This is a genomic window from Streptomyces katrae (assembly GCF_000717655.1).
GTDB classification, from domain to species: domain Bacteria; phylum Actinomycetota; class Actinomycetes; order Streptomycetales; family Streptomycetaceae; genus Streptomyces; species Streptomyces katrae_B.
Genome location: NZ_JNZY01000061.1, coordinates 1 through 24,213 on the forward strand (window position 1 = coordinate 1; position 24,213 = coordinate 24,213).

The window sequence follows — 24,213 nt, forward strand, 5'->3', positions numbered from 1 at the left end:
AGCGCCAACTGAACCAGCCGCAGCGCACAGCCCGGTACCGAAATCGGCCTCCCCTTCCTTCCCCAGGGGAGGCCGAATCGTGCCGGGCTGTGCGCTGCAATCTCCGCGGTACGAAACGGCTCCACCGTCGGGGAGGGGGAACCGTTTACGTATGCGGTTGGACACTTTCAGGCGTGGCCGTGGTGATGCCGCTTGTTACCGGTGCGCGAGGCGGCCGAGGCCAGGGCCCAAGCCCACCCCGGCCCGCGCAGCACCATCCTCCCGCCCCACAGACGTCCACCGCATACCCCCTGAACTGGGGTCCGGGAGCGGACTGGGCGCGGAAAGCGCCCCGCGTCGCGCCGCGCGATCGCCGTCCTGTGACCGCCCACCACAGCACCATGGAGCATCGCCTGACCTTGGCGCTCACCCGGCGACAGCGCCACACCTGTTGCAACAGCTACCTTGGCACCCCGCGCGCTTGAGCTGCGCGAACCAGCTGATCTCTACCCCGAGCCACACCCCCCAGAGAACCCCTTGTGCCAGGCGTGCAAGGCCACGGCCGCGCTCCTCCTGCCTCATGTCTACTGGGGCAGCAGTGACGAGACGGCAGGGGGATCACTGACGGAAGCGACACAAGCAGGCGGCCCGTGCTTCAGCCCGGGAGCGGATCAGCCCCGAGGCCGGCTCTACGGACTGACGCGGCCGATCTGCGCAAGGACGTCTTGAAGTCGGCGGACGGCATCCTCCGCCTCCGTGTATTCGTCAGGGCTCGGCAGGACAGTGCCGAAGGTGCCGCCACGGTCGGCAGGCAGTGCGCGCCAGCTCAGGACCGGTTCGAGTGCGTTCAGAGCTCCGGAGAGAAACCAGGCCAGGCGGCCGTGAGTACGCGCGAGGGAGATGGCCAGGACGGCGAGCGTTTCCCGCAGGTGTTCGAGCCGTTTCATACGCGGCAACGCTTCCTGGACGTCCGGCGGGCCGACAGCGTCAAGCAGGCCGGCCTCGGCCTCAAGAGCGAGTGCGGACTCGCTCGGGGCCACTTGCCACACCTGGTCTTGAATCTGCTGTTCCGCTTCCTCGGCGAGCACAGCGACGATCCTCCGCATGTCCATGCGGATCACTCTAATGAACGGGTCCCACCGCCCGACACGGCCTCGTTCGATTTCCGACCGGACCTGACCTGAGTAGGCCGTGTCCATCTGATGCGCGGGAGTGGGGCCCGGTGGCCCAGTGCTCGAGGGGGGGCCGCCTGTTGCCTAGTAGTGCTGTGACCGGGAAGGTTTGCCGTGTTGCTCGTGTGCTGGTTGGAAATGCTTTCCCGGACCAGGCGTCGTCGGCGGCCCGGCGCGGCAGCGGGAGGACCCACAGTTCTGGCACGACCTCGCGTCGTTCCCGCCCCAAGCCGTAGACGACGACCCCCACGGAATGCCCCCTTTCCGGCCAGCGGGACCAGCCGGTCATGCGCGGACCTGACCACAGTTGGCGGCGGCGTCGCTCCGTTTGGCGTACGCCCTGGCGCCTGAGATCTCGTCCACAGCTAGCGTCTGTTCCATGAGCGGGCTGAGAAGGCCGGGCGAGGGGCAGGAACACGCCCCGCTGCCCGACGAGATCCAGGCCAGACTCGGGAAGCGCCTGGACGACGTCGCCAAGATCCTCGCCGGGACTCTGGTCACCGTAGCGGGCGTCATGACCGCTCTCGGGCTCACCAGCGACGTCGTATTCGTCGCGCTCAACAACGGCTCGTGGCCCATCTACGTGGCGTCGCTCTGCTCCATCCTGGCGATTGTCTGCAGCATCGTGGCGTTGCTGATGCGCCCCACGCGGCGGGGCAACTTGTGGGAGACCGCCGTGCTCATCCTCGGAGTGATCTTCTACATGGTTGCGCTGAGCGTGGCGGTGGTCGGTGCCGCGAAGGCGGCGGGCGGGAACGGGCGGCCGTCCATCATGGATGTCAGCCTGACGGGGCCCCGATCCGATCCGAGGCTGAGGTTCGGCGTGCATGCCGACGGCGTCGATACATGGGCCACCATCGAGGTGTACGCGTATGCCGTGGATGCGCACGGCGACCCTTTGAAGCCGCCGGTGGACTTCTTCCGCAGCAACCTCCGGCCCGATGACCGGGGCGTGATCGAGCACCGGGTCGACACACCGGTCACCATTCCGGCGAGGGCGTGGGGCATCGCTATCAACGCCGTGGCAGCCAACGGGTCGGACGATTGCGAGACGCGCGCGGAACGCGGACCCACATGCGCGGTGATCCAGCTGCGCTGACGTGCCACCGGCTGGGCGGCCGCAGGCCCAGTGCTGTGACCCGGAAGGTTCGCCAGGCTGAGCGGTCAGGGCGCGATGGGTAGTGGTCTGCCACCCCAGCGGATGCCTTTCTCGCTGCGGATGCGGGCGCGTTCCCCTCATTGGGCAGCGAGGACGTCGGGTCCGAAGTGCACTTCGATGGGGTTGGCCCAGGACGCGTAGGTCGGGGTGAAACACAGCTCGACATTGTTCCGGGCCCCCCACCTGCGGATTCTCCAGTTCAGGTGGGCGGACAGGTTGTCGAGGATCACGTAGATCGGGGCGCCGTCCGGGCGGGCGGCCCGAATCGACCTCAACGCGGCCAGGCGCGATCGATGCCCTTTCGGCGCCGGTTGATCTGCCACATCTGGTCGTCACCCACCCTCATCTGGTCGTCACCGACCGAGTAGCAGCCGTGGAAGTAGGTGACGCCGTGGGTGCGCCGGTAGGTGGCCGGCAGTCGGTCTGGCCGGCCCTGTTCCGCCCAGCAGGAGCCTGCGGTGGGGCGGATGCCCAGCGGTCCGCACTCGTCGAAGGCGAACGTGCGGTCCGGCCGCTCGTTGATCGCGTACTCGATCCGGGCCAGCTTTGCGTCGAAGTCCGGGTCCGGGGACTCCATCTGAAGGAGATCCCGCGGCGGGCCAGTAAGCACCGCAGGGCCTCGGCCGATCCGGACGGGCCGGGCAAGGTTCCTGCGCAGGTGATCGGCGAGCTTGCGGATGGACCAGCGGGTGAAAGGCTTGCCGAGCACGGTCGGGCGGGTGGTGGCCGTCCGAACGACGAAGTCCTCGTCATCACAGCTGAGCAGGCGGGGACGGCCTCCCGCCCAACGAGGGTTAAGGCATGCGAGCCCGATCGCGTTGAACTTGTGGATCACGTCACGGACGGTGTCCTCGTACGCCTGGACCAGCCGGGCTATAACCGGGACCGTGCTGCCGCAGCCGAGGCCAGCAGCATCATCGCCCGTCGAAACCGCACCGAGCTGGTGCTGCCTCTCCGGACGATGTGCTGGAGTTTCTGCCCCTCCTGCTCGGTCAGCCCGCGAACCCGAACCGGTTGCGCCACCGCCTCCCCATGCTGGTTGGAGAAGTCATTTCCAACCAGCACAACGAGCAACCCGGCGAACGTTCCCGGTCACAGCACTAGTGTCCTGCGCCGGAAATCTCAGGGTTAAGTCTGTAGCCTGTTGCCATGTCGCCGGGTCCTCGTGCCGTTGAAGTCCGCCTGTCCGATGAGGAACGCGCGGAGTTGTCTCGTTGGGCGAGTGGGGCGGTGGCGCCGCGGTTCGCGGAGCGGGCGCGCATCGTGCTGGCGTGTGCGGGCGGGGCGCCGAACGCGCGGGTGGCGGTGGAGGTCGGCGTGACCGCCGCGACGGTGAGGAAATGGCGTGGGAAATTCGCCGCTGAGGGGATGGCCGGGCTCGAGGATGCCGCGCGCCTCGGCCGGCCGAAAGCCAATCTGGTTCTGAGCGAGGCCGAACGGGACCAGCTGATCCGGTGGGCCAGGCGCGCGAAGACCGCCCAGTACCTGGCGCTTCGCGCGAGGATCGTGCTGCGTTGCGCGGAAGGCGGGACGAACAAGCAGGCTGCGGCCGAGCTTGGTGTCGACACCTCGACCGTGGATCGCTGGCGCGGTCGTTTCATCGCTGACCGTTTGGACGGTCTGGCCGATGAGCCCAGGCCGGGCCGGCCGTCCTCGATTCTCCTCGACCAGGTCGAGGACGTGATCGTGGCGACGCTGGAGTCCACTCCGGGCCGGGACACCCACTGGTCACGGGCCTCGATGGCCGCCCGCACCGGGCTGTCGAAATCGACGGTCGGCCGGATCTGGAAGCGGTTCGATCTCAAGCCGCACCTGCAGGATTCCTTCAAGCTGTCCACCGATCCGCAGTTCGTCGACAAGGTCGTCGACGTCGTCGGGCTCTACCACAATCCGCCGGAACGGGCAGTGGTGTTATGCGTGGATGAGAAGAGCCAGATCCAGGCGCTGGACCGTTCACAGCCGGTGCTGCCGATGATGCCGGGCATGCCCGAACGACGCACCCACGACTACCTGCGGCACGGCATCACGAGCCTCTTCGCCGCGTTCAACGTCGCCGACGGAACCGTCATCAGCGAACTCCACCGCCGCCATCGCGCGATCGAGTTCAAGAAGTTCCTGGTCACCATAGACAAAGCCGTGCCCCGCGAGCTCGACGTGCACCTGGTCTGCGACAACTACGCCACCCACAACACTTCTGAGATCAAGACGTGGCTGGCCAGGCACCCCCGCTTCCACGTCCACTTCACGCCCACAGGCTCCTCCTGGATCAACCAGGTCGAGCGGTGGTTCGGTCTGCTGACCGACAAGCTCATCCGCCGCGGAGTCCACACCTCGGTGAAAGCACTGGAAGACGACATCCGGGCCTGGATCGAGACCTGGAACGAGGACCCGAAACCCTTTACCTGGACGAAGACCGCCGACGAGATCCTCAAGTCCCTCGCCGACTACCTCACCAAGATCACCCCATCCGACCCGAGCAACCAGGCGCAGACTTAGCCCTGAGATTTCCGGCGCAGAACACTAGCTTTTCTGCAGGGTGCGGGTGACACCCGCGATGACGGCGGTCGTCAGCACCCAGCCGAAGGCGATCAGCAGGTAGGCCAGCCACTCGAGGCTGCCGTTCGACCAGTACCAGGCCGTGCGCTGGCCCAGACCACCGATGGGGATCAAGAGGTCAAGTGTGTAGACAAGGGGCTGGAAGGGGGCGCCCTCGCCTTGTTTGACAGGGTTGGGCGAGCGAGTGCCGAAGGACAGCGTGCCCAGCAATGTCAGCGCGAGGAGCCAGACGCCGGCCAGCCAGGGGCGGTAGCCGTATCCGACGGTCGCGTCGAGCAGGCGCCCCCACAAGCGCGCAGCCGGGGGCAGAATCTGACGCCGATGGCGCTGTTTGGCCAGGAGCACGCGGCGGGCGTCGTCGTCGTGGCCGGCCTTCCGGTACCAGCTCGCCAACTGCTCATAGGGCTGGGGGTTGTAGCCCGGGCTGCGTCGTATCCACGCCACGCGGCGGGCCACGGAGTCCCGCCGTCCCACTGCCTCCCGCCGCTCGCCCGCCTCATCCACCTTGATGGAGCCGTAGACGAAGCCGTCCAGCTCCACCACCTCCGGCCAGCTGCAGTCGCTGTCGTGGAGGTAGGAGACTTGCGCGCCCCGCAGGTCCACGGCGGCGGACGGTTGCCGGGCGAGGGTGAAGTCGAAGTCGACGGCCTGCATCAGTAGGGCGACCAATGACGGGCCGTGGCCGTCGGGCGGCCCGTTCAGGACGGCTCCTTCAAAGGTCAGATTGTCCGAGATCCGGGCACCCCGCAGCCGTACGGTCCCGTTCGCGACGAACCCGTCGGAGAAGTCGAGCGTCGAAGCCACGGCGTTGTCCAGGGCGAGCGCCACCCCGCGCCGGCCGGACCGTTCCAGTAGAGCGCCCCGCATGTGCAGTCCGCCCGGCAGTTGTGCCCCCATGAGACGGACTTCACCGTGCGCGACGAATCCGTCCTCGCAGTAGACGCCGCCCTCCGCGACGAGTCCGCCGGCGGACACGGCCCATTCCTCGGGTGCGGTGATCTCGGCGCCGCTGAGGTTCACGGCGCCGCTCACGTGGGCGTTGATGAGCGACAAGGCGGTGACCCGGCGGTGGAAGGGCGAGGCAGAGCCATCTCCCAGGCGGGAGCGCCGCATGTCGAGGCGTCCCTCGATGCGGATCAAACCGGCTTCCACGCCCGGTACTCGGCTGCCCACGATTGCAATCGACCGGGCCGACGCTCCGGAGAGGTCCACGCCCTCCTCGAACCAGCAGTCCTCCAGCCAGAGAGTGTGAGCGATCTGCGCGCCAGCCAGGTTGAGGTGCCCGGATATCCGCGCTCCGGCGAGCCTCAGGCAGGCGACGGCGCCCGTCTGCACGGTGTTCGCGCCCTGGAGGAGCGCCACGATCACGGCGGCCCGAACCGTCCGCCCGGGGCCCCACTGCCCACCCTCGGAGACACGGTCGTCCTCGGGCACGCCCGTGCGCAGGTCCACGCGGGATCCCTCGGGGAACAGATCCCACAGCTCACGCTCGGGCGAAGTCAACTGGTCGTAGGAGAGCACTTATGCAGAGTAGTGATCTTCCTCCGCACCCGCCTGCCTTATTGCGCACGGATCGGTGGGCGGCTCATTCTGTTAGGAGTTCCAAGCAAGAGCAGGGCGCTCGTGTTGGTGCCCAGGCTCACCAGGACAGCTCGCTCGCCGCTGCCTCGAGCCTGGCGGTCAGCGGCGCGAGATGGCTCCTGCGCCCTGAGCAGACGAAGCCTGCACAGGCGAGTGCGGCGAAGAGCATCGCACCTGCGCCGACCTGTCATCGCCTTGCTTCCCGCGCCCGGGGATGGCCCCGATGGGTGTCAGGAGCTGCGTGACAGCGCTGGGCTGTGGCCGGCCGTCGGTGGATCAGGGGTGGAGGATGCCCAGGACGACGGCGAGTGCTGCCGCCAGGCCGATGTGGGCGATGGCGAGGAACATCCACTCGAGTCTGCTCATGCGCCACTGGTTACGGGTCAGCAGCCGCCACTCGTACACCACGGCCCCGGCCCCGATGGCGAACAGCGGCCCCCAGAGCAAGGCCCACCACGACCAGATACCGCCGAAGTTGAGTACGGCGTTGACCGCGCCGAAGAGCAGTACGGTCACAGACCATCCCGGCTTCTGCTTCTCCTCCTGCATGGAGTACGAGGGGTTACTCATGACTCATGACCTCTCGGGCTGTGACGGTGAACGATGCAGGGCTTGCGCCGCAGCCCTACCGGTGGCGCACCCCCTTTCACAGAGCTGGGCTTGCCGGTTACAGGTAGGACATCTGGCTCGGTCACCGACCGCTCCTGCAAAGTCTCCAGCCGCTTCCGGTGCCGGGCGGGTGTCAGCCTTCGTCGCCGTCGAGCTGGTGGGCACTCAGCTGGATCATGCTGCTGCCCTCGGGAACCTTGGGCATCTCCGCGCCGCCGGGCAGGCTGGAGGCCAGCATGCTCCAGCCGGACTTCCGGTAGGTGAGGACGTTGCCTTCCACCTGTGCCGGCTTCCAGCCCGCACGCTCCAGTTCTGCTCCCAACTTGGGAAGAGCCTGCTCGGCCTCCGCGGATTTCACGACGGCGAGCCAGTCGACCATGTCCGGGCGCTTCACGCCGTTGCGTTCGGAGGTGGTCATCCCCTGAGCGGGATCCAGGCCCGCCTTGGTGAGGGCCTTGCGGAGATCCCCGTCCACGGCGTCCCGGCCGAGGACCGAGCCGCCCTTCCCCGGGTCCGCCTTCCCGGCACCCGATCCGGATCCCGAGGACGAGCCCGGGCCCGCCGGCTTCGGGCCGGCCTCCCCACCGGAGCTGCTGCATCCCGCGAGCGCCAGGAACGCCGCAATGGCCAGCGCGGTAGCGGCCGCAGCCGAAGACCTCGTGCGTACGTGCATGTAAAACCCCCAACCCCCGGTGATCAAAATGGAATTCTCGCACGCATGGACCATTAGGCGGACTGGGTTTCGCGTGCGGGCCGCAGCCCGGGTATACCCGGAACAGGACGCGCCACAAGGCCTGACCGTCCAGCTGCGCCCCAGCGCCGGACAGGCGCCGCGACAGCCGAACCCGCGCGGTACGCCGGGAAGCACTGTGACGTGCAGGCGCATACAGCGTTGTCCCCGGCATGGACGAGACACCCTCGAGAACACCGACCAGAGCGAGGATATCCGCCGGGCCGCAGGCGAGATGCGGTTCCGGATCGGCTCCCGCCTCGCAAAAAGATCGTCGGCAGGAAGCGGAGCATCGTTACCGACACACTCGGCCTTCTCCTCGCCGTGCTGGTCACCGCGGCCAGCGTGCAGGACTCCGTCGCCGGCACCCGACTCCTAGACCAGGTCGCCGCCGAACATCCCCGCGTCCGCAAGGTCTGGGTCGACGGCGGCTACCGCCAGCACCTCGTCGAGCACGCGGCTGCCCTCGGCATCGACATGGAGATCACCGCCCGCACCCCGGGGACCAGGGGCTTCACCCCGATTCCCAAACGATGGGCGGTTGAGCGGACCTACGGCTGGCTCATGCTCCACCGGCGCCTGGCCCGCGACTACGAGGCCCTGCCCGCCCGCTCCGAAGCCGTGATCCACATCGCCATGACCGAGCTCATGGCCCGCCGCCTCACCAGCGAGAACGCCATCTCCTGGCGCGACCCGAAGAAGCCCACCAAACAGACCAACCCGGGATGAAACATCGGACGAAAACGACATCTAAAAGCAAAATCATGTCGTTTATCCGCGAACGTGCAGGTCATCAATCGCACCTGCCTGGTGGTGGCGTCACCCCCGCCCTCCCGCAGTAGCACTGGGTCGCAACAACGTCCGGAGGCGGTGGGCCGATGGACGGGCGGGAGGCGCCGACCGACGTGCTGCGCCGGATGGTCATCTCCCAGTCCTGAGCACGATTTCGACGTCATCCTGTGGTGTAGCGACGGCCCGCGAGCGTCGCTTAGCCTGCCCCGATGCGTACACCAGGGGAACAGCAGGACGTCGGTCGCCGCCAAGTCGTGAAGTGGGTGGCCGGTGCTGGTATCGGGATCGGCCTCACCAACACCGCGTGCGACGTCCTCGACGGTGCGCCGAAGGAGGCCAAGCCGCCCACTCGCAAGCCGCTGTGGACCTTTGCCCTGCTGGACGAGGACGGCGGCGGCAAGGGCGTCAAGCATGTTCCGGTGGTGCATCAGGACGGCGTGCTCTACGTCAGGACGAAGAAGGACGGGCTGTACGCGGTCGACGCGGCCACCGGGCGCGAGCGGTGGCGCGCGCCGTTGGCCGGTGCCCGTTTCGGCGCACCGGCCGTGACGTCGGGTGCTGTGTTCGTCGCCACGGACGGCGGCGCCGTGCACGCGCTGCGCACCGTAGACGGTGAGCCGATGTGGCGCCAGGCCCCGGCGAGCCGCCTGCGTACGCCCAGCGCGGGGGACGTGTGGACCAGCGGCTCCGTCGCCCTGGTCAGTTTTCATCCGTTCACCTATGACGAGGATCCCCACCCGCCGCCCAGTGTCCTGTACGCACTCGACACGAGGAAGGGGGACCTGCTGTGGCAGACCGAAGCCTCGCTCCTGGCGGTGCGCGACGGACTCGCGTACGTCAACCGGCCTGACGGGAGCCTGACCGCGCTCGACCCGCGCACCGGCGTCGTCCGCTGGTCGGCGCCGCTGGAGAAGCCGGGTGGCCGGTGCACCCTGGACGCCTTCGCCGCAGGGCTGCTCTTCGGGCGCAACGGCAACGTCGGCATCGGCTCGAAGCTGGTGGCGTACGACCCGCGAACCGGCGACGTCCGCTGGACCGCGCCGGCGGTGCACACCTCGGTGCCGGTGGCCCACGGCGACGCCGTCTACATCAGCGGCCCCGGCCAGAGCAAGCGCGACCAACAGCGGCTGCAGGCCTTCGACGCCGCGTCGGGCAAGCTCCGCTGGACCGCGCCCGCCTTCTCGACCAGGCTCTACGAAAGCCCCGTCATCGCCGCTGACGGGGACTGCGCCTATCTGTGCTGGAGCGAGGCCAGCCTCGACGAGTACCGCACCACGCTGCGAGCTCATGACGCGGCCACAGGGCGTGAACGCTGGCGAAGTACCCGCCATGTCACCTCCTCTGCGGCGGGCGGGGCACCCGAGAACCGTCTGTTCGTCTGCTACTTGCACGACTGGTACTGCCATGACACCCGCACCGGCGAAGCCCTGTGGCGGGTGAGTGCGGGTGGGACCATTTCGGGGCCCCCGCCCCTTTCCGTCGACCGGATGCTGTACTTCGCCAACGACGAAGGCGTACGCGCCCTCCGCCTATGACATCCCAGCGCCGCCCGCGCTACGCACACCCAGCAATCGGAGCGGACGCTCAACCCTCTGGTGAGACGGGACATCTGGCGGGCAGCCCCCGGAGTAGGCCCCACTCGCGACGTGGGCGGTGGTGTTGAAGACGGCCGAGCACTGCTTCGGGGACCGGCATCGACACACAGCCACCGCATCACGGGATCGCCCGGGAAACCCGGGCTTGCTCCCGAACGACGGTCCGGGCTCGGGAGCCGGCCTTGGGGAACATCGGTACAGCCGTTGGCGCCGAGAACGATCATGGTTGGCTAGCACAGATGTCGTCCCCAGAACCGGGGGTTCGCCGAAAGATCGTCGATCACGGGTGGGCCTGGCTACGGTCCCCGTCATGCCGGTGGAATTCTTAACTGATGATCAGGCCGGGACGTACGGGAAGTTCGCCGAGGAGCCGACGAGACCTGAATCGGAGCGGTTCTTCTTCCTGGACGATGTCGACCGGGATCTGATCGCGCTGCGGCGTACGAAGCATCATCAGCTGGGCTTTGCTCTCCAGAGGTGCACGGTGCGCTACATGGGGCTGTCAAGCACCGCAACCTCAACGTCCTGGGCCGTTACAGCTTCACCGCCTCCACTCCGGCTGGCGGCGCCCTACGCCCGCTTCGCGACCCGGACACAGTGGAACTCGACGAGGACGACGAGGGGTAGCGGGAGCGGACCCTGACCAGATACGTGCGCTGACGAAGACGTACCACTCCGGTGTGTAGACACGCTCGAATCATTTTGCGCCCGACGATACTTTCAACGCTTGACCTTGACGCAACGGCAGGGTTTCTACTGGCGGCATGCGAATCGGAGAAATCGCCGCGCTCGTGGGGCTCACCACCCGGGCGATCCGGCACTACCACCATGTCGGGCTGCTTCCGGAACCGGAGCGGCTCCCGAACGGCTACCGGGCCTACAGCGTCCGCGACGCCGTCCTGCTCGCCAGGGTGCGCAGGCTCACCGAACTCGGCCTCAGCCTCGATGAAGTGCGCGACGCCCTTGCCAACGATGCCGGGCGCGAACTGACCGAGATATTGGAAGAACTCGACGCCGACCTGGCCCGCCAGGAAGCCGACATCAGGGAGCGCCGCTGCCGGCTCGGCGCCCTGCTCGCCGAGCCGCCCGGCGCGACCGGGCCCGTCTCACCCGCCCTCGCCGCACTGCTGGCACAGGTCCCCCGAACAGACTCGCCGAGCGCGGCCAAGGACCGCGAGTACCTCGCGCTGCTGGACGCCACCAGCACCGGTAACCAAGAGATGCTCGGGCTGCTCGGGACGCTGGTCGCCGATCCCGCGGTTGTCGAACTGTATGAGCGCCTCGACGCTCTCGCCGAAGCCCCCACCGACGATCCGCGGATCGCACCCCTGGCTGCTGACCTGATGGCAGCCGTCCCCGAGGAGTTGTTCGCCGCGATCCCCGAGGACGGGGTGGTCGTGACCGGGTTCAAGGAGGCGCTGCTCGGCGAGTACGCCCCCGCGCAGGCGGAAGTCGTGGGCCGGCTCATGGAAGCTTTCGTGGAAAGGGGCCGGGGATGAGCGGCCGGCCAAGGGGCGTACGGGCGGCGCGGGTCGCGGTAGCCGCCGTACTGCCGGGGGAACTGGTTCTGGCGGCCTGCCTGGTGGCTGGGGTCCGGCCGCCCGGGTGGGCGCTGGCGGGCGCCGAGGCGCTGGTGCTCGCGGTGCTGCTGCTGGAAGCCTGGGTGCTGCGCTCGCTGTACGTCGCCGCGCGCGCACGCGGCGCGGACCGCCGGGCGGCGCGGCGGTCCGCCGTGCAGGAGGCGGTGCCGGTGACGGTCCGCCGCCTGGTCCTCCACGAGCTGCGCGCCCTCGCCTCCCTGGGGCGGTGGGTCCGGCGCGGCACGCACGGGGTGCGCCCCGGGGACCTCGCTGCCGCGTACACCGGGCCCCAGACCGCGATGATGTACGGGCTGCTCTTCGTGATGGTCATCGAGACGGTGGGCTTGGCCTTCCTCATCCCTTGGCCGGTGGTCCACCGGGTGATCCTGGTACTCGACCTGTACGGCGTCGTCCTCGTACTGGCCCTGCACGCCGCCTGCGTCACCCGACCGCACGTCGTGCGCCCCGACGGCTCTCTGCGGATCCGCTACGGAGCCCTCTTCGACCTCGCCGTACCGCCGGACGCCGTCGCCTCGGTCCGCGTCGACCGGCGCTACCCCGAAGGCAGCCTGATCACCCTCTCCGAAGACGGGGTCCTCGACCTCATAGTGGGCAGCCAGACCTCGGTGACCCTGGAGCTGAACCGGCCACTCCCCTTCACCCGCCCGCTCGGCGCAACGGAAAAGGCCCACACCATCCGCTTCCACGCCGACGACCCGCGCGCACTGGTCAGCGCTCTCCGTCAGCCCGCCTGAGCACACAGATCGGCTCGACCACACAGACGGAGCGGTAGACAACTTCGCTGGTGCAGAGAAGCCACGCTCCTACATGCAGGTATGGGGTGGGGCGAGCCCCTTGTGCGAGGCGTGTAACGGCGGATGGGAGCCGCTCACGCAAGTCGATCTTCTAGGCGGTGAGCGGGTCGTCAGGTCCATCCGGAGCCGGGGGCCATAGGGTGAAGGGAGCGACTTGGAGTCTCTCTGGAGGGCACATGGCTACCGGGACCGTGAAGTGGTTCGACGCAGAAAAGGGCTTCGGCTTCATCGAGCAAGACGGTGGCGGCCCGGACGTGTTCGCCCACTACTCAAACATCGCCTCCAACGGCTTCCGTGAACTGGTAGAGGGCCAGAAGGTCTCCTTCGATGTGACCCAGGGACAAAAAGGCCTTCAGGCAGAGAACATCACGGCCGCGTAGGCAGTCTCATTCCTGCCAGCGGAGCCGCTGGGGCCTTGAACAGACCGTGGTCAAGGGGGCTGTGACGGAGGCGCCTGTCCACGATGGGCGGTGGGAGGAATCGGGTGCGGTGGGGAAACCGTGGCCGCACGGGAGTGGAGTCCACCGGGTGGAGTCCATCGAGTGGGTTCCCCCGGGTGGGCCTTCACCCGGGGGCTCCACTCAGTGCTCTCCATCCGATGTCGTGCATCGTCCGCCGGATGCAGAGCACGCGCGATCAACTCGGTGGACGACGCACGACATCGTCACCACAGCCAGGCGGTGGAGTGCCGAATCCGGGACAGGGCGCGGGCATCGCGGCGCGCGGGGGCACTGCCGATGCGGTTCTGCCGGGGTCCGGGGCCGACGCGACTGCCCGCCGTAGAACCGGCGTATCCCGGCCGCCTTGAAACGCTTGCGCTGCTTAGCCAGCTCTGCTTCTTCTCCCGGTCGGTCTTCGGCTTCCGGGGCCGCTTCCAGATCGTCCCCCGGCCGGCAGCAGCCCGTACGCGTCGGCGCCTCCTGGGCGGCTTCCCTCCACGACCTTCGAGCTGCTGAATCCAGCGGCTCTCTGCCACCTGGAAGTACGGGGTGACGGGCGAGCAGCCCACATAGCAGCTCGCCTGCGGAAGAACGGCGTGCACTTCGAGTCGCACCATCACCGCCCTGGAAGCGGCCTTGACCGAGGAACAGAGCCGCCTGCCATCTCCGCCTCCCTGGAAAGTAGAAGCGGGATCACAGCATCGAAGGCTCCGGGCTCACGGCCCCTCCCTCAGCTGGGGCACATCCTCTTGTCATACGTCATAGCGAATCCGCGCTCGTATCCCGCGTTCCACCCCTTCACCCAGACAGGGTTCGTGGAGTGCGTGGTGTGCAGTCTGAAGCAGAGGGGTCCGTCCTTCTTGCCCAGTAGGTAGGCCACATGGAACCCTCTCCGATACATTTCGCGATCAGGGATGTCGCTGACAGCCGTGATCGTGGTGCCGTGCGAGGGTGCTGGAGCAGCCACTGCGCTGGAGGCCAGCGAAGCGCCTCCTGCTGCCACGAGTATCGAGGCGACAAGCACACCAAGACGGGGCGTCCGGGTACGGATCATGGGATCCTCCTTGAAGGAGAGGGGTCAGGGAATGGGTACGGCCCACCCGCTCTGGGTGAGTCCGCCTCTCCATTAGGCCCCGGCAAAACGAGTCGCGTCACGCCACGGCACTTCGGGGCTTGACAGCTCCGACGCCGACGCCCGCCTCACGAGTAGGGACTATGGCCCCCACCTCCAGTACGGAAGCCTGTCGCAACCCGCCTTCCCGTCCGGAACGATCTTGTTGCAGGGCGGCGGCGGTGTGGTCATTGCAACGGTGAGTGCCCGTGCATTCGCCAGGATCCCCACCCCGCCACGGCAGCTGTCAGCACTCGTCGGAGCCGATACCGGGCCACGGACGCGGCCGCTTCGTCTTTGTCTGCCATGACTCGTCCGATCCGCCCGGCCCAAGGGCTCGAGGCCGAGCCCCGGGCCAGGCTGTCACATCACAGACTTACACGATCTTTCAGACACACTCCAAAGTGACCTGTTGACTGCACCTTCCCTTCGGTGCCGAAGGGACGCGTTGTGGTCAGCCGGTGAAAGAGTCACCCCGGCAGGGTCCGCGCGGCCGCTGAACGACTCATGCGCATCGCGGAGGCTGTGGGCGCTGTCGGCGCCCCACTGCTGGAGGCGGTCACCAAGCTGCTCCAGGGTTCCGGCCTGACCTGAGGGACTCGATAGCGCGTACCCGCTGGCCAGTTGCTGCGAGCGTGCAGTCGCTGGCCCGAGCGTTGGCGCTGGCGTCGTTGGTGCTGGCCCGCGTCGTGCGGTCAGGTATCGGAGAGGCGCCGGGACAGTTCGGCGGTGTAACCGGAGCGGGCGTTGCCCGCGATTTCGTTCCAGGCTGTTGCGGTCCCGGTGTGCAGGTTGAGCAGGTCGGATAACGCTTGGTCGCCGCGATGCTCTGGACGATGACTTCGTGGCAGGCCCCTGACCAGCCACGAAGTCATCGTCGAGAGCATCGCGGCGACCACCACCAAAACCGGCCTGACCGTGCACGCCGAACTCGACACCCACCCCTGCCCCACCGGCATCCAGGTCAGCGACGACCAGATCGCCGCCCTTCCGATCACCCGCCACCGCTTCCACGGCGACTGGAATTACACCCTCAACCCCCAGCATCCTCTGGACGCGACGGCGATCAACAGCACGTCAGACTATGCTTCGGCGGACTGGCCACATGGCCTCACACGGCGTTCACTGCAGGACCCTGAACTGACCGGTATGACCCGCCAACAGCTCTGCGTAGCTCATCGACGCCCTGACTCCCGAGCTGGAGGTTCAACGCGAGCCCGTGCTCCGCACGCGTCGCGGTCACGAGCGCCTGGTGGCCCCGGGCACAGGTGCCAAAGCCCCAGACACCCTGCGGAGCGATGGCATCGTCCCCGAGCTCGTCTGGTGGACGCAGCAACGGTGACTCCGGGGGGCAGCAGCGCCCCAGGCCCCATGGACAACCAAGCGCGGTGTAGCACCCAAAGGCCAAGCCGCCAAGCGCGCTGCGCGGGGACTGCAGACGTTGACTTCCTGAGGAAAAGGCAGGCTACCGGTCCGGTGGCAGCACGGATCCGCGCGCCGGAGCGCGGTCACCGCTTCGGGTCAAGCGGTGCCACCAGTGACGTCGGCGAGGGTGGACGGCACGGCCCATCCGGCGACCGAGGACGAGGTAACCGAGCAGCGCACCAGCAGTGTTCAGGATGACGTCGTCCACGTCGAAGGCCCGTCCGGTGACCAGGGATCCCTGGATGAGCTCCACGAGGGTCATCACCACGGCCGTCACCGCCGCCACCCGCACCAACCCGCGTGCCTGCGGGAGCAGCACCGGGAGGAGCATCCCGAACGGCACGCCCAGCAGAATGTTGCCGCCGAGCTGTTTGGCTGCCTCCCGGACAGACGCCCCGTCGAGGTACAGGCGGATCGAGGCGCCCGGGTCGGTATTGCTGTGCACGACACTGGCCGAAGCCGCCGAGGGCTCCAGGGTGACACGCGCCAGGATCAGGCTGAACAGCACCGTCCCGGCGAAGGCGGACAGCATCGCAAGGGCTCGTACCACCGGCCGACCGGGAGACCGGACCGCTGGGACGGCCTCCCGCGCCCGCCCAGGCCACTTGCCCCGGCGCGCAGCGGCGAGTTTCCTGCGGACGTCCATGAAGAGCTCCCTCGGTGACCGTGACCGACGCGTGCGTTGAATGCCCGTGTACCCGCTGACGTCAACGACGCACCTTGCTTGCTCACCGGAAGCGAACAAGGCAGTTGCGGGGAGTGCCGGCAAGGACTTCTGAGATCAAATCGAGCGGGGCTAGCTGCTGAAACCGTTCAGCGATCCCCGCGGCCAGGAATCGGTGCGCCCGACGCGTCTCGATGGAACCAGGCGCACACCCATGCGTCGGCGTCTGCCCGAGCGATCATGGCCTTGCGTACCGACGGCGGCGGCCGGCTCGCGGTGTCAGATGGCTAGCCGAGCCAGACGATGTCCAGGACGGACAGGTGCCGTAACGGACGGTTGGCGAAGTAGATGACGGACAAGCAGCCAGCGGACGCGATCCGGACGTCTTCGCCTTCGGGGTCGGCGGGTCCCACTGGCGGAAGCCCCACGGGTCGGCCGCGGCAGCGTCCAGTAGGTCCCACACCGTCTCTTCCGCGTGTTCAGGGAGGGCGGCGAGGACCTTCGCGGCCGGCGACGAACATCCCGCCGGCTGGCCCTGACGCTGTCGGGGCGGCCGCCGGGCATCGCCTGCGGCTGTACTCAACAGCATCGGGATGAAAGCTCACGTACGAGGGCGCCGACCGTCATAACCAACTCAGCCCCGGCAGTGTGATGAGTCGCCTGATTCGTGACCTCGGACAAAGCCCGCAGCGCAATCCCCATGGGTGGCACACTCATGCTCTGTGGCTGACATAGCAAATCAAGTAATCCCGGTAGCCTCTGCTCTTACGGGAGTTGCCCTCACGCTCGCAGGCAACATGTACTTGGAGCGGAACAAGTGGCGGCGGGCCCGGCACACCGAGCAAGAGGCCAGGGCGCTCCAGTCATACACCGATCTTCTGCAGGCGGCCACCGATATCGCACGTACTCTCCGACAGACGGCTGAGCGGCTGGATGAAGGCCGTGATGTCGACGTGCACGAGGTTGTCGCGGTGGTTGACGGCCACATAGGCCAAGTGCGGCGGCTGGGCACAGTGGCCCGTCTCGTGGGGCCCCGCAGCGCCTTCGCCCTCGTCAAGTCGCTGGAGGACCAGGTCGCCCCCCTCTACCGGCTGCTCGCTGAGGTTGAGCGATCACGTGACGGCTCTGCTTTGGTCGAGCCCGCCCGGCGGTTGATGAAGACACGGGATGCGATTACCGATCACTTGAGGCGAGCCGGAGGACTCTCCTGACCTACCCACCGGACGGGCACCCCGTGGTGCCGGCTCTCGCGTCGCTTCTCCTGTGAGCGGCGATCATGGGGCGCTGCGACCGTGGCCGTTGCCGTGGGTCGCACTGCCAGCGGGGCTTAAGGGCCGTCCCGTGACTGCCCCGGCGCGGGTTGTCCATGGGCAGCCCGTCTCTCTCGAGCGGTGAGTTGAGAGACTCCTGTCACGGGACCTTGGGGCCGACGCTGTTGTCGCTGGCAGGTGTTGCGCTCGGCGCGGGCGGGTCGCTGTTTGGCCAGTACCTGGTGTCGCGAGCGAGCGCCCGGCAGCTTGAGATGCAGGAGTCGGCCGCGCACCGTGCGGAGCTGAAGAACGTGATCCTGAAGTTCCTGGGCATCGCGTCGCAGGTGGAGAAGGCGGCGCTCACGCGCCCGCCCGGTGGCGGGAGCGCAGCCGATCCCGTGCTGGACCAGCTCGTCGATGACCTGTGGCTTGCGCAGGCGGAGATCGACCTGGCTGCCAGAAGCGAGCCCCTGCGGGGAGCTACGTATCGCTATGCGGCGCGACTCGCTGAGGCGGCTCGAGGCGAGGTAGCCGACGCGTCCGCACTGCGCGGTCCGCAGGTGCAGTTCACGGACGCCGCATATGACGACCTGTGGCCCGTACAGCGACGCACGGCCGGGGATTCAATGGCGCCTCCATGAGGCGGGACCGCGGTTGAGACATCTTGCCGTGGCTGGTGCGATCACGTCGTCGGAGCCCACCTGGATAACCCCGTTCTCCGGGCTGAGCCCGTCCTGCTTCCGCAGGCTAATCACCGCGTTACGCCGCGAAGGCGCGGAGCCCGTACGCAAAGGCCGTCCTGGAGCCTGCCGCTGGAGGACCGCGTACTGCTGGTCACTGCGTACTGGCGCACGAACTTGACGCTGCGCCAGCCACGCCCGGAACAGTCTAGGGCGCGTATCGAGTCGTGATCATCGGGTGGTCCTCGGTGAGGTCTTTGATCCAGATCATCGAGGCGTGCAGGTGGAGACTGGCGAGGTAGCTGTCGGGAGTCTTGTCCTATCGGGTGCCTCACCGTCCCAGTTCCGGCCTCCTGGTACGTCACGCTCTGGGGCGGCTGAGGCACGTGGAGCCGACGTGAGCCGATTGGTGCACTGATGTCCGGGCGGGGACTCATGGGACTTGGCCCGGCACCCGGCTCAGGTTCCGGGGAGGATGCGGCGCGTTTCGTAGGCCCACATCGCGATCTCGACCCGGTTGCGGGCGCCGAGTTTGGCCATCAGGCTGGCCAGATGCGTCTTCACTGTGCTGAGGCTGATGTGCAGTGCATCGGCGATCTCGGTGTTGGTCAGCCCGCGAGCGACGGCGAGGAGCACCTGCTCCTCGCGGGCGGTGACGGGGGAGACCGGCTGGGCCACGGGCCGGCCGGCGGGCAGGTCCGCGAATGCCTGGAGCAGACGGACGGTGACGCTGGGCGCGATGAGCGCCTCACCGTCGGACGCCGACCGTACGGCCTGCGCCAGAAGGTCTGGTCCCGTGTCCTTGAGGAGGAATCCGCGGGCGCCGGCACGCAGTGAGCCGTAGACGTACTCGTCGAGGTCGAACGTGGTGATGACGACCACGGCCAGCGGGTCGGTGACGCCGGGGCCGGCGACCAGCCGGGTGGCCTCGAGCCCGTCGAGTATAGGCATGCGGATGTCGAACAGGCAGACGTCGGGGCGCAGTTCGCGGGCCAGACGTACCGCTTCCCGCCCGTCGGCGGCCTCGCCGACCACCTCGATGCCGGGCTGGGCGTTCAGCATGATCCGCAACCCGGTGCGGATGATCGTCTGGTCGTCAGCGACGAGGACGCGAATGGACACCGCTCTCGCTCCTCGCTCTCGGCAGTTCGGCTTCGACATGCCAGCCCCGGTCGGTACCCGGGCCGGCTCGTAGTGTGCCGCCGAGCAGCGTCGCGCGCTCGCGCAATCCGGTAAGTCCGTATCCGTCGCGACTCCGGCCGGTGCGCCGGCCGTTGTCGCGCACGCTCACCCGCACCATGTGCCGTTCCGCGGCGACCCGGACGACGACCTCGGTCGCGTCGATCGCATGGCGCAGCGCGTTGGTCACCGACTCCTGCACGATCCGGTAGACGGCCGCGTCCACGGCCGGGGGCAGCGCGTCCAGTTCGCCGTCGAGCCCCAGGTCGACCCTGAGGCGACCACCCGGGGTGCGCCCCAGGCGCTCCAGATCCGCGACTCCGGCAGGGGGCGCCAGCTCGGCGCCGACCCCGCGGTCGCGCAGCGCGGCGACCATGGCGCGCATTTCCTCCAGCGTGCGCGCCCCTTCCTCCTCGACCCCCTCCAGCGCCTCGGCGGCGGCGGACGGGTCGGTGCCCGCGAGCACCCGGCCCGCCTGAGCGATGATCACCATGGCCGACACGTGGTGGGCCACCGTGTCGTGCAGTTCCCGGGCGAGCTGCTCGCGCTCGCGGGAGCGCACCTGCTCCAACTGCCGCTCGCGAGCGGTCACCCAGAACCGCACGGCAGCCCCGACCACGCCGGGCAGCAGCAGGAAAACGAAGCCCACGACCTTTTCGACGACCGGGGTCTCGTCCGTGACGACACACAGCGCGCCGGCCGCGAGGATCACCGCGCCGCCCAGCACGATCTCGCGTCCCGATCCCCACCGGGGCAGCGCGTACACCAGCACGAGCACGACCGCGCCGGTGTACAGGCCGACGGGCTCGCGCGGTGCGGCGACGAGCGAGGCCACCGGAAGCAGGATCACCGAGCCGAACGCCAGCGTCACCATCGCCAGCGGGCGGGTCCGGCGCCACAGGGGCAGCAGGCACAGCCATACGGCGAGCACCACCGCCACCGGCCGCCACACGACGTTCTCGCGCAGGGTGGCCTCCAGCGCCACACCGGCAAGGCCCGCGGCGAGCAGCGCCCAGTCCCGCCGCACCCGGGCGGGCGCGTCGGGCGGCCGGGGTTCGGTCCACAGGGTTCGCAGGTCGTCTCGTAGCACGGTTCTCAGCCTAGGGACCGCGGCGTGCCGCGCATCGGCCGAAAGGACGGGTCGTCCCTCCGCCCCGGGGCCGACGGATCCGCGGCCCGCGGGCCGATGCCGCGGAGCGCCGTGGCGACGAGCCTCGACATCGGCGGCCGTACAAGGACGGCCGACGAGGTGGTTGGAGGACCCGATGCTCTCGAAAGCCCTGTTGCGCCTGGGCGCAAGCGCCGCCCGCCATCCCTGGCGGGTGATCGCGGCATGGCTGATCGCCGCCACGCTCGCCGTCCTCGCCGCCGTCGCCTTCGGCGGGCGGACCGCGGACTCGATGACCGCTCCGGGACTGGACTCCCGACGGGCCGCGGAACTGATCGAGCGGGCCGGCACCGGCCAGGAGGGGATGACCGCCCAAGTGGTCGTCACCCCCCTCGACGACGGTGCGACGTTCTTCGACCACGACAGCGCGCGCACCGCTCTCACGCGGCTGCAGACCGAGGTGAAGCGGCTGCCGCACGTGCTCGGCACGAGCGACGCGGCGAGGGCGCTCGACGCAGGCGGGGACACCGCCGTGCGCGGCGGCCTCGTCTCGGCCGACGGGCGGATCGCGGTCGTCCGGGTGCAGTACCCCGATCAGAGCCGGCTGTCGGCCGAAGACCTCGACGCCCTCGTCGATCTCGGCGACCGGCTGCGCGCCGAGCTGCCCCTGCGCATCGAGATGGGCGGGAACCTCTTCTACGCCTTCTCCGACCCCGACGGCGGCGCAAGCGAGCTGATCGGCCTCCTCGCCGCGGCCGCGATCCTGTTCCTGGCGTTCGGTTCGCTCGTCGCCGCCGCGCTGCCGATCGGCATGGCGGTCTTCGGGCTGACCATCGGGGTCGCCACGATGAGGGTAGTGGCGGGGGTCACGGACGTCCCCACCTTCGCACCGGTCCTGGGCAGCATGGTCGGGCTCGGAGTGGGCATCGACTACGCGCTGTTCGTGCTCGCCAGGCACCGGGAGTACCTCGCGCGCGGGCTCGATCCGCACGAGGCGGCCGGACGAGCGGTGGCCACGGCGGGGCGGCCGGTGGTCTTCGCCGGCGGCACCGTCGTCGTGTCGATCCTCGGCCTGGCGGTCGCGAACGTGCCGTTCATGACGGTGGGCGGGGTTGCCGTCTCGATCGTCGTCCTGACGATGGTGCTCGCGTCGGTGACGCTGCTGCCGGCCTTCCTCGGCGCGGCGGGCCCGCGCCTGGCCCGGGCGGGCCGGATCGGCCGGGCTCTGCAGACCACGAAGCTGGGCCGACTCGCACGGCGGCGGGACCCGGCGGCAGGCGCCGCCCACGCCGCGGGGTGGCGTCGCTGGATCGGGCACGTCAGCCAGCACCCGGTGCCGTACGCGGTCGGCGCCGCGGCGCTGCTGCTGACCGCGACGCTGCCCGTGCTCGGCCTGCGCGTCGGCCTGCCCGACGACGGCTCACTGCCCCACAGCCGTACCGAGCGCCGGGCCTACGACCTCGTCGCCGAGGGGTTCGGCCCGGGCACCAACGGTCCCCTCGTCATCGCCGCGGACCCCACCGGTGATCCGGGAGTGCTGGACCGACTCGTCGGGGCGGTCGCGGCGGATCCGGGCATCGCATCCGTCGCGCCGACGCACATCGATCGGGACACCGGCATCGCGACCCTCGTGGTGTTCCCGACCACCAGCCCTCAGGACAAGGCCACGGCCGACACCATCGCCCGGCTGCGCACCGACGTGCTGCCCACGGCGATCGGGCACGGCCCGGCCAGGGCCCACGTCGGCGGCGCCGCCGCGAGCCTGTCCGATGTGGGCCAACGCACCAGCCAACGCCTGCCGGTGTTCGTCGCCGCCGTGCTGGCAATGTCGTTCCTGCTGCTGATGCTGGTCTTCCGCTCGATACTCGTACCGCTCAAGGCGGTACTGCTGAATCTGCTGAGTATCGGCGCGGCCTACGGCATCATGGTCGCGGTCTTCCAGTGGGGATGGGGAGGCGCACTCATCGGGCTGGAAGCGACGGTTCCGATCGTGTCGTTCATCCCGATGTTCCTGTTCGCCATCCTGTTCGGCCTGTCGATGGACTACGAGGTGTTCCTCCTCTCCCGCGTACGCGAGGAGTACCTGCGCACCGGCGACAACGGCACGGCGATCGTTGAGGGCGTCTCGCGCACCGCCCGGATCATCACCTCGGCCGCCCTCATCATGGTGGCGGTCTTCCTGTCCTTCGCCGTCGCCGAGGACCCCTCCACCAAAATGTTCGGGCTCGGCCTGGCCACCGCGATCTTCATCGACGCCACGGTCGTACGCATGGTGCTGGTACCGGCGACCATGACACTCCTCGGCCGGACCAACTGGTGGCTGCCGAAGTGGCTAGACTGGATGCTTCCCCGCGGCCCGGTCGGCACCGACGACACCGACGCGGAATCCACGGGTGAGGCCCCGCGTCCACGGCTGGTTGACCGTTGACTCGACTCCTGCCCGCCCTTGGCGTCCGGCACCTCAGCGCGTCACCTAGCGGCATCTCGAGTCGTGATCATCGGTGGTCCTGGTGAGGTCCTTGATCCAGATCATCGAGGCGCGCAGGTGGAGACCGGCGAGGTAGCTGTCGGGAGTCTTGTCGTATCGGGTGGCGATGCCTCGCCATGCTTTGAGCTTGTTGATCAGGCGTTCGACGGTGTTCCGCTCCTTGTAGAGATCGGCGTCGTGGCTGACGGGTCGGCCACCTCTGGAGCCCTTCTTCTTCCGGTTGGCGGCCTGGTCCTTCTTCTCCGGGATGACCACCTTGATACGGCTTTGCGCAGGTGGGCGTGGTTTCCGCGGGACGAGTACGCCTTGTCCCCGGCGACCGCGTCCGGCCGGATGCGGGGTCGGCCGACGGGCCCGCGTACCCGTACCTTCTTCAGGACGGGGATGAACTGCGGGCTGTCCGCTGCCTGGCCTGTGGTCAGGATGAACGCCAGCGGGCGGCACTTGCGGTCGGCGGCGAGGTGGACCTTGCTGGTCTGCCCGCCTCTGGAACGTCCGAGGAGGGCGGCCTTCAGCCGGAGTTTCCGCCGACGCCGGATGCGTCGTCGTTCTTCCAGCGCGAGATCACTTTCGGTCTCTTGCCCGTTTTGCTCTTCGAGGCCGCCCCCTTTGACCTGGCCTTCTCCTCCTCGGCCGCGGCTTTCTGCAGGGCGGTGACGACGTCCTCGTCGAGGTGCATCCCGGCCGCGTCCTGGTGGGCTCGGGCGGTGGTGGAGTCGATGCTGACCAGGGACAGGTCCACCTCACTCCGCTTCGCGGCTTCCGTGAACAGGCCCTCCAGCAGGGCCTCGAAGACGCCGGCGTCACGCCACTGCCGGAAGCGGTTGTGGACGGTCGACCAGGCGCCGAATTCCGTCGGCATCTCCCGCCACTGCCCGCCCGTCTTGAACCACCAGATCACACCCTCGAACTGCTGCCGCAGTCGCTCGGGGTACGGCCGTACTCGCCGATCGGCAGGTACGGCTCAATGAACTCCAAATCCAGATCCGTCAGTTGCACTCACGTCACGTAAGACCGTCTATCGGACCGGACCGTGCCACGAAGGCATATCCCGCAAATTGATCACGACTCGATACGCGCCCTAGTAGTGCTTTGTTAGGTGGTGTCGTAGGGCTGCCATGGGACGGTTTGTTGGCAGGTGGGGCAGGTGCCGCTCCAGGTGGCCAGCAGGTGTTGGAGGAGGTCCAGGGCCTGGTAGAGAGTCAGGCCCTGGCAGGGGCTTTTGGGCAGGTCCGCTGCTCGGTGAGGAATAGGTGGGCGGCGGTGACGAGGGTGACGTGCCGATGCCAGCCGGTGAAGG

General features: G+C 68.5%; 16 protein-coding genes and 6 pseudogenes. 13 read left to right on the forward strand and 9 right to left on the reverse strand.

Annotation, left to right across the window (positions count from 1 at the left end; translation table 11 throughout):
• Window positions 1-668: 668 nt before the first annotated feature.
• The gene (locus IF09_RS0137240) at window positions 669-1,091 is read right to left on the reverse strand and encodes a hypothetical protein (protein WP_030303636.1); all 423 of its coding nucleotides are present in this window, start codon (window positions 1,089-1,091) and stop codon (window positions 669-671) included.
• 439 nt (window positions 1,092-1,530) lie between these two features.
• Between IF09_RS0137240 and IF09_RS0137245 the strand changes: the two genes are divergently transcribed.
• Window positions 1,531-2,250, forward strand: coding sequence for a hypothetical protein (locus IF09_RS0137245; protein ID WP_158710178.1), 720 nt, complete (start codon window positions 1,531-1,533; stop codon window positions 2,248-2,250).
• A gap of 65 nt (window positions 2,251-2,315) precedes the next feature.
• On the opposite strand, the pseudogene IF09_RS41240 reads toward IF09_RS0137245, so the two are convergent.
• A pseudogene (locus IF09_RS41240) lies at window positions 2,316-3,333 on the reverse strand (IS630 family transposase).
• A gap of 126 nt (window positions 3,334-3,459) precedes the next feature.
• Between IF09_RS41240 and IF09_RS0137255 the strand changes: the two are divergent.
• Window positions 3,460-4,806: an IS630 family transposase gene (locus tag IF09_RS0137255; protein ID WP_078613703.1), complete on the forward strand. Its 1,347-nt coding sequence runs from the start codon at window positions 3,460-3,462 to the stop codon at window positions 4,804-4,806.
• A gap of 24 nt (window positions 4,807-4,830) precedes the next feature.
• On the opposite strand, the gene IF09_RS0137260 is transcribed toward IF09_RS0137255, so the two are convergent.
• The 3 genes from IF09_RS0137260 to IF09_RS0137270 all read right to left on the reverse strand — a co-directional run bounded on the left by IF09_RS0137260 (window position 4,831) and on the right by IF09_RS0137270 (window position 7,729).
• Window positions 4,831-6,387, reverse strand: coding sequence for a hypothetical protein (locus IF09_RS0137260; protein WP_030303642.1), 1,557 nt, complete (start codon window positions 6,385-6,387; stop codon window positions 4,831-4,833).
• Window positions 6,388-6,723: 336 nt separating this feature from the next.
• Complete coding sequence (locus IF09_RS0137265) at window positions 6,724-7,017, reverse strand: hypothetical protein (RefSeq protein WP_158710179.1); 294 nt, start codon at window positions 7,015-7,017, stop codon at window positions 6,724-6,726.
• Between the two features lie 172 nt (window positions 7,018-7,189).
• Window positions 7,190-7,729 (reverse strand): hypothetical protein, encoded by a 540-nt coding sequence (locus tag IF09_RS0137270; protein WP_030303644.1) that lies wholly within the window; start codon window positions 7,727-7,729, stop codon window positions 7,190-7,192.
• 321 nt (window positions 7,730-8,050) lie between these two features.
• On the opposite strand from IF09_RS0137270, the pseudogene IF09_RS0137275 reads away from it, so the two are divergent.
• The 7 genes and pseudogenes from IF09_RS0137275 to IF09_RS47745 all read left to right on the forward strand — a co-directional run.
• Window positions 8,051-8,515 (forward strand): annotated as a pseudogene (locus tag IF09_RS0137275) (transposase); the annotation flags it as partial.
• A 272-nt stretch (window positions 8,516-8,787) separates the two neighbouring features.
• Complete coding sequence (locus IF09_RS0137280) at window positions 8,788-10,113, forward strand: PQQ-like beta-propeller repeat protein (RefSeq protein ID WP_078613704.1); 1,326 nt, start codon at window positions 8,788-8,790, stop codon at window positions 10,111-10,113.
• A gap of 370 nt (window positions 10,114-10,483) precedes the next feature.
• Window positions 10,484-10,675: pseudogene (locus IF09_RS48715) on the forward strand (DUF4158 domain-containing protein); the annotation flags it as partial.
• A gap of 262 nt (window positions 10,676-10,937) precedes the next feature.
• Window positions 10,938-11,672 carry a MerR family transcriptional regulator gene (locus tag IF09_RS0137290; protein WP_030303651.1) on the forward strand — a complete coding sequence of 245 codons (735 nt, stop codon included), beginning with the start codon at window positions 10,938-10,940 and terminating at the stop codon, window positions 11,670-11,672.
• Window positions 11,669-12,508, forward strand: coding sequence for a hypothetical protein (locus IF09_RS0137295; protein WP_030303653.1), 840 nt, complete (start codon window positions 11,669-11,671; stop codon window positions 12,506-12,508). The genes IF09_RS0137290 and IF09_RS0137295 overlap by 4 nt, the downstream gene beginning before the upstream one ends.
• A gap of 236 nt (window positions 12,509-12,744) precedes the next feature.
• Window positions 12,745-12,948 (forward strand): cold-shock protein, encoded by a 204-nt coding sequence (locus IF09_RS0137300; RefSeq protein ID WP_030303655.1) that lies wholly within the window; start codon window positions 12,745-12,747, stop codon window positions 12,946-12,948.
• Window positions 12,949-14,965: 2,017 nt separating this feature from the next.
• Window positions 14,966-15,170 (forward strand): annotated as a pseudogene (locus IF09_RS47745) (ISAzo13-like element transposase-related protein); the annotation flags it as partial.
• 414 nt (window positions 15,171-15,584) lie between these two features.
• On the opposite strand, the gene IF09_RS0137315 reads toward IF09_RS47745, so the two are convergent.
• The gene (locus IF09_RS0137315; protein WP_234321307.1) at window positions 15,585-16,190 is read right to left on the reverse strand and encodes a VanZ family protein; all 606 of its coding nucleotides are present in this window, start codon (window positions 16,188-16,190) and stop codon (window positions 15,585-15,587) included.
• A gap of 740 nt (window positions 16,191-16,930) precedes the next feature.
• Here IF09_RS0137315 and IF09_RS0137325 point away from each other — a divergent pair.
• From IF09_RS0137325 to IF09_RS44135, 3 genes and pseudogenes are all read left to right on the forward strand, one after another.
• The gene (locus tag IF09_RS0137325; RefSeq protein ID WP_234321308.1) at window positions 16,931-17,419 is read left to right on the forward strand and encodes a hypothetical protein; all 489 of its coding nucleotides are present in this window, start codon (window positions 16,931-16,933) and stop codon (window positions 17,417-17,419) included.
• Between the two features lie 209 nt (window positions 17,420-17,628).
• Window positions 17,629-18,099, forward strand: a complete 471-nt coding sequence (locus IF09_RS0137330) for a hypothetical protein (RefSeq protein ID WP_234321309.1) — start codon at window positions 17,629-17,631, stop codon at window positions 18,097-18,099.
• A gap of 28 nt (window positions 18,100-18,127) precedes the next feature.
• Window positions 18,128-18,339 (forward strand): annotated as a pseudogene (locus tag IF09_RS44135) (IS5/IS1182 family transposase); the annotation flags it as partial.
• A gap of 258 nt (window positions 18,340-18,597) precedes the next feature.
• On the opposite strand, the gene IF09_RS0137335 reads toward IF09_RS44135, so the two are convergent.
• Together IF09_RS0137335 and IF09_RS0137340 are read right to left on the reverse strand one after the other, a co-directional pair.
• Window positions 18,598-19,260 carry a response regulator gene (locus IF09_RS0137335; RefSeq protein ID WP_030303664.1) on the reverse strand — a complete coding sequence of 221 codons (663 nt, stop codon included), beginning with the start codon at window positions 19,258-19,260 and terminating at the stop codon, window positions 18,598-18,600.
• The gene (locus IF09_RS0137340; protein ID WP_030303666.1) at window positions 19,235-20,407 is read right to left on the reverse strand and encodes a sensor histidine kinase; all 1,173 of its coding nucleotides are present in this window, start codon (window positions 20,405-20,407) and stop codon (window positions 19,235-19,237) included. Before IF09_RS0137340 ends, IF09_RS0137335 begins: the two co-directional genes overlap by 26 nt.
• A 175-nt stretch (window positions 20,408-20,582) precedes the next feature.
• On the opposite strand from IF09_RS0137340, the gene IF09_RS0137345 reads away from it, so the two are divergent.
• On the forward strand, window positions 20,583-22,853 hold the full coding sequence (locus IF09_RS0137345; RefSeq protein WP_030303668.1) for an MMPL family transporter: 2,271 nt from the start codon (window positions 20,583-20,585) through the stop codon (window positions 22,851-22,853).
• A gap of 45 nt (window positions 22,854-22,898) precedes the next feature.
• On the opposite strand, the pseudogene IF09_RS44140 reads toward IF09_RS0137345, so the two are convergent.
• A pseudogene (locus IF09_RS44140) lies at window positions 22,899-23,912 on the reverse strand (IS5 family transposase).
• Between the last annotated feature and the right edge of the window lie 301 nt (window positions 23,913-24,213).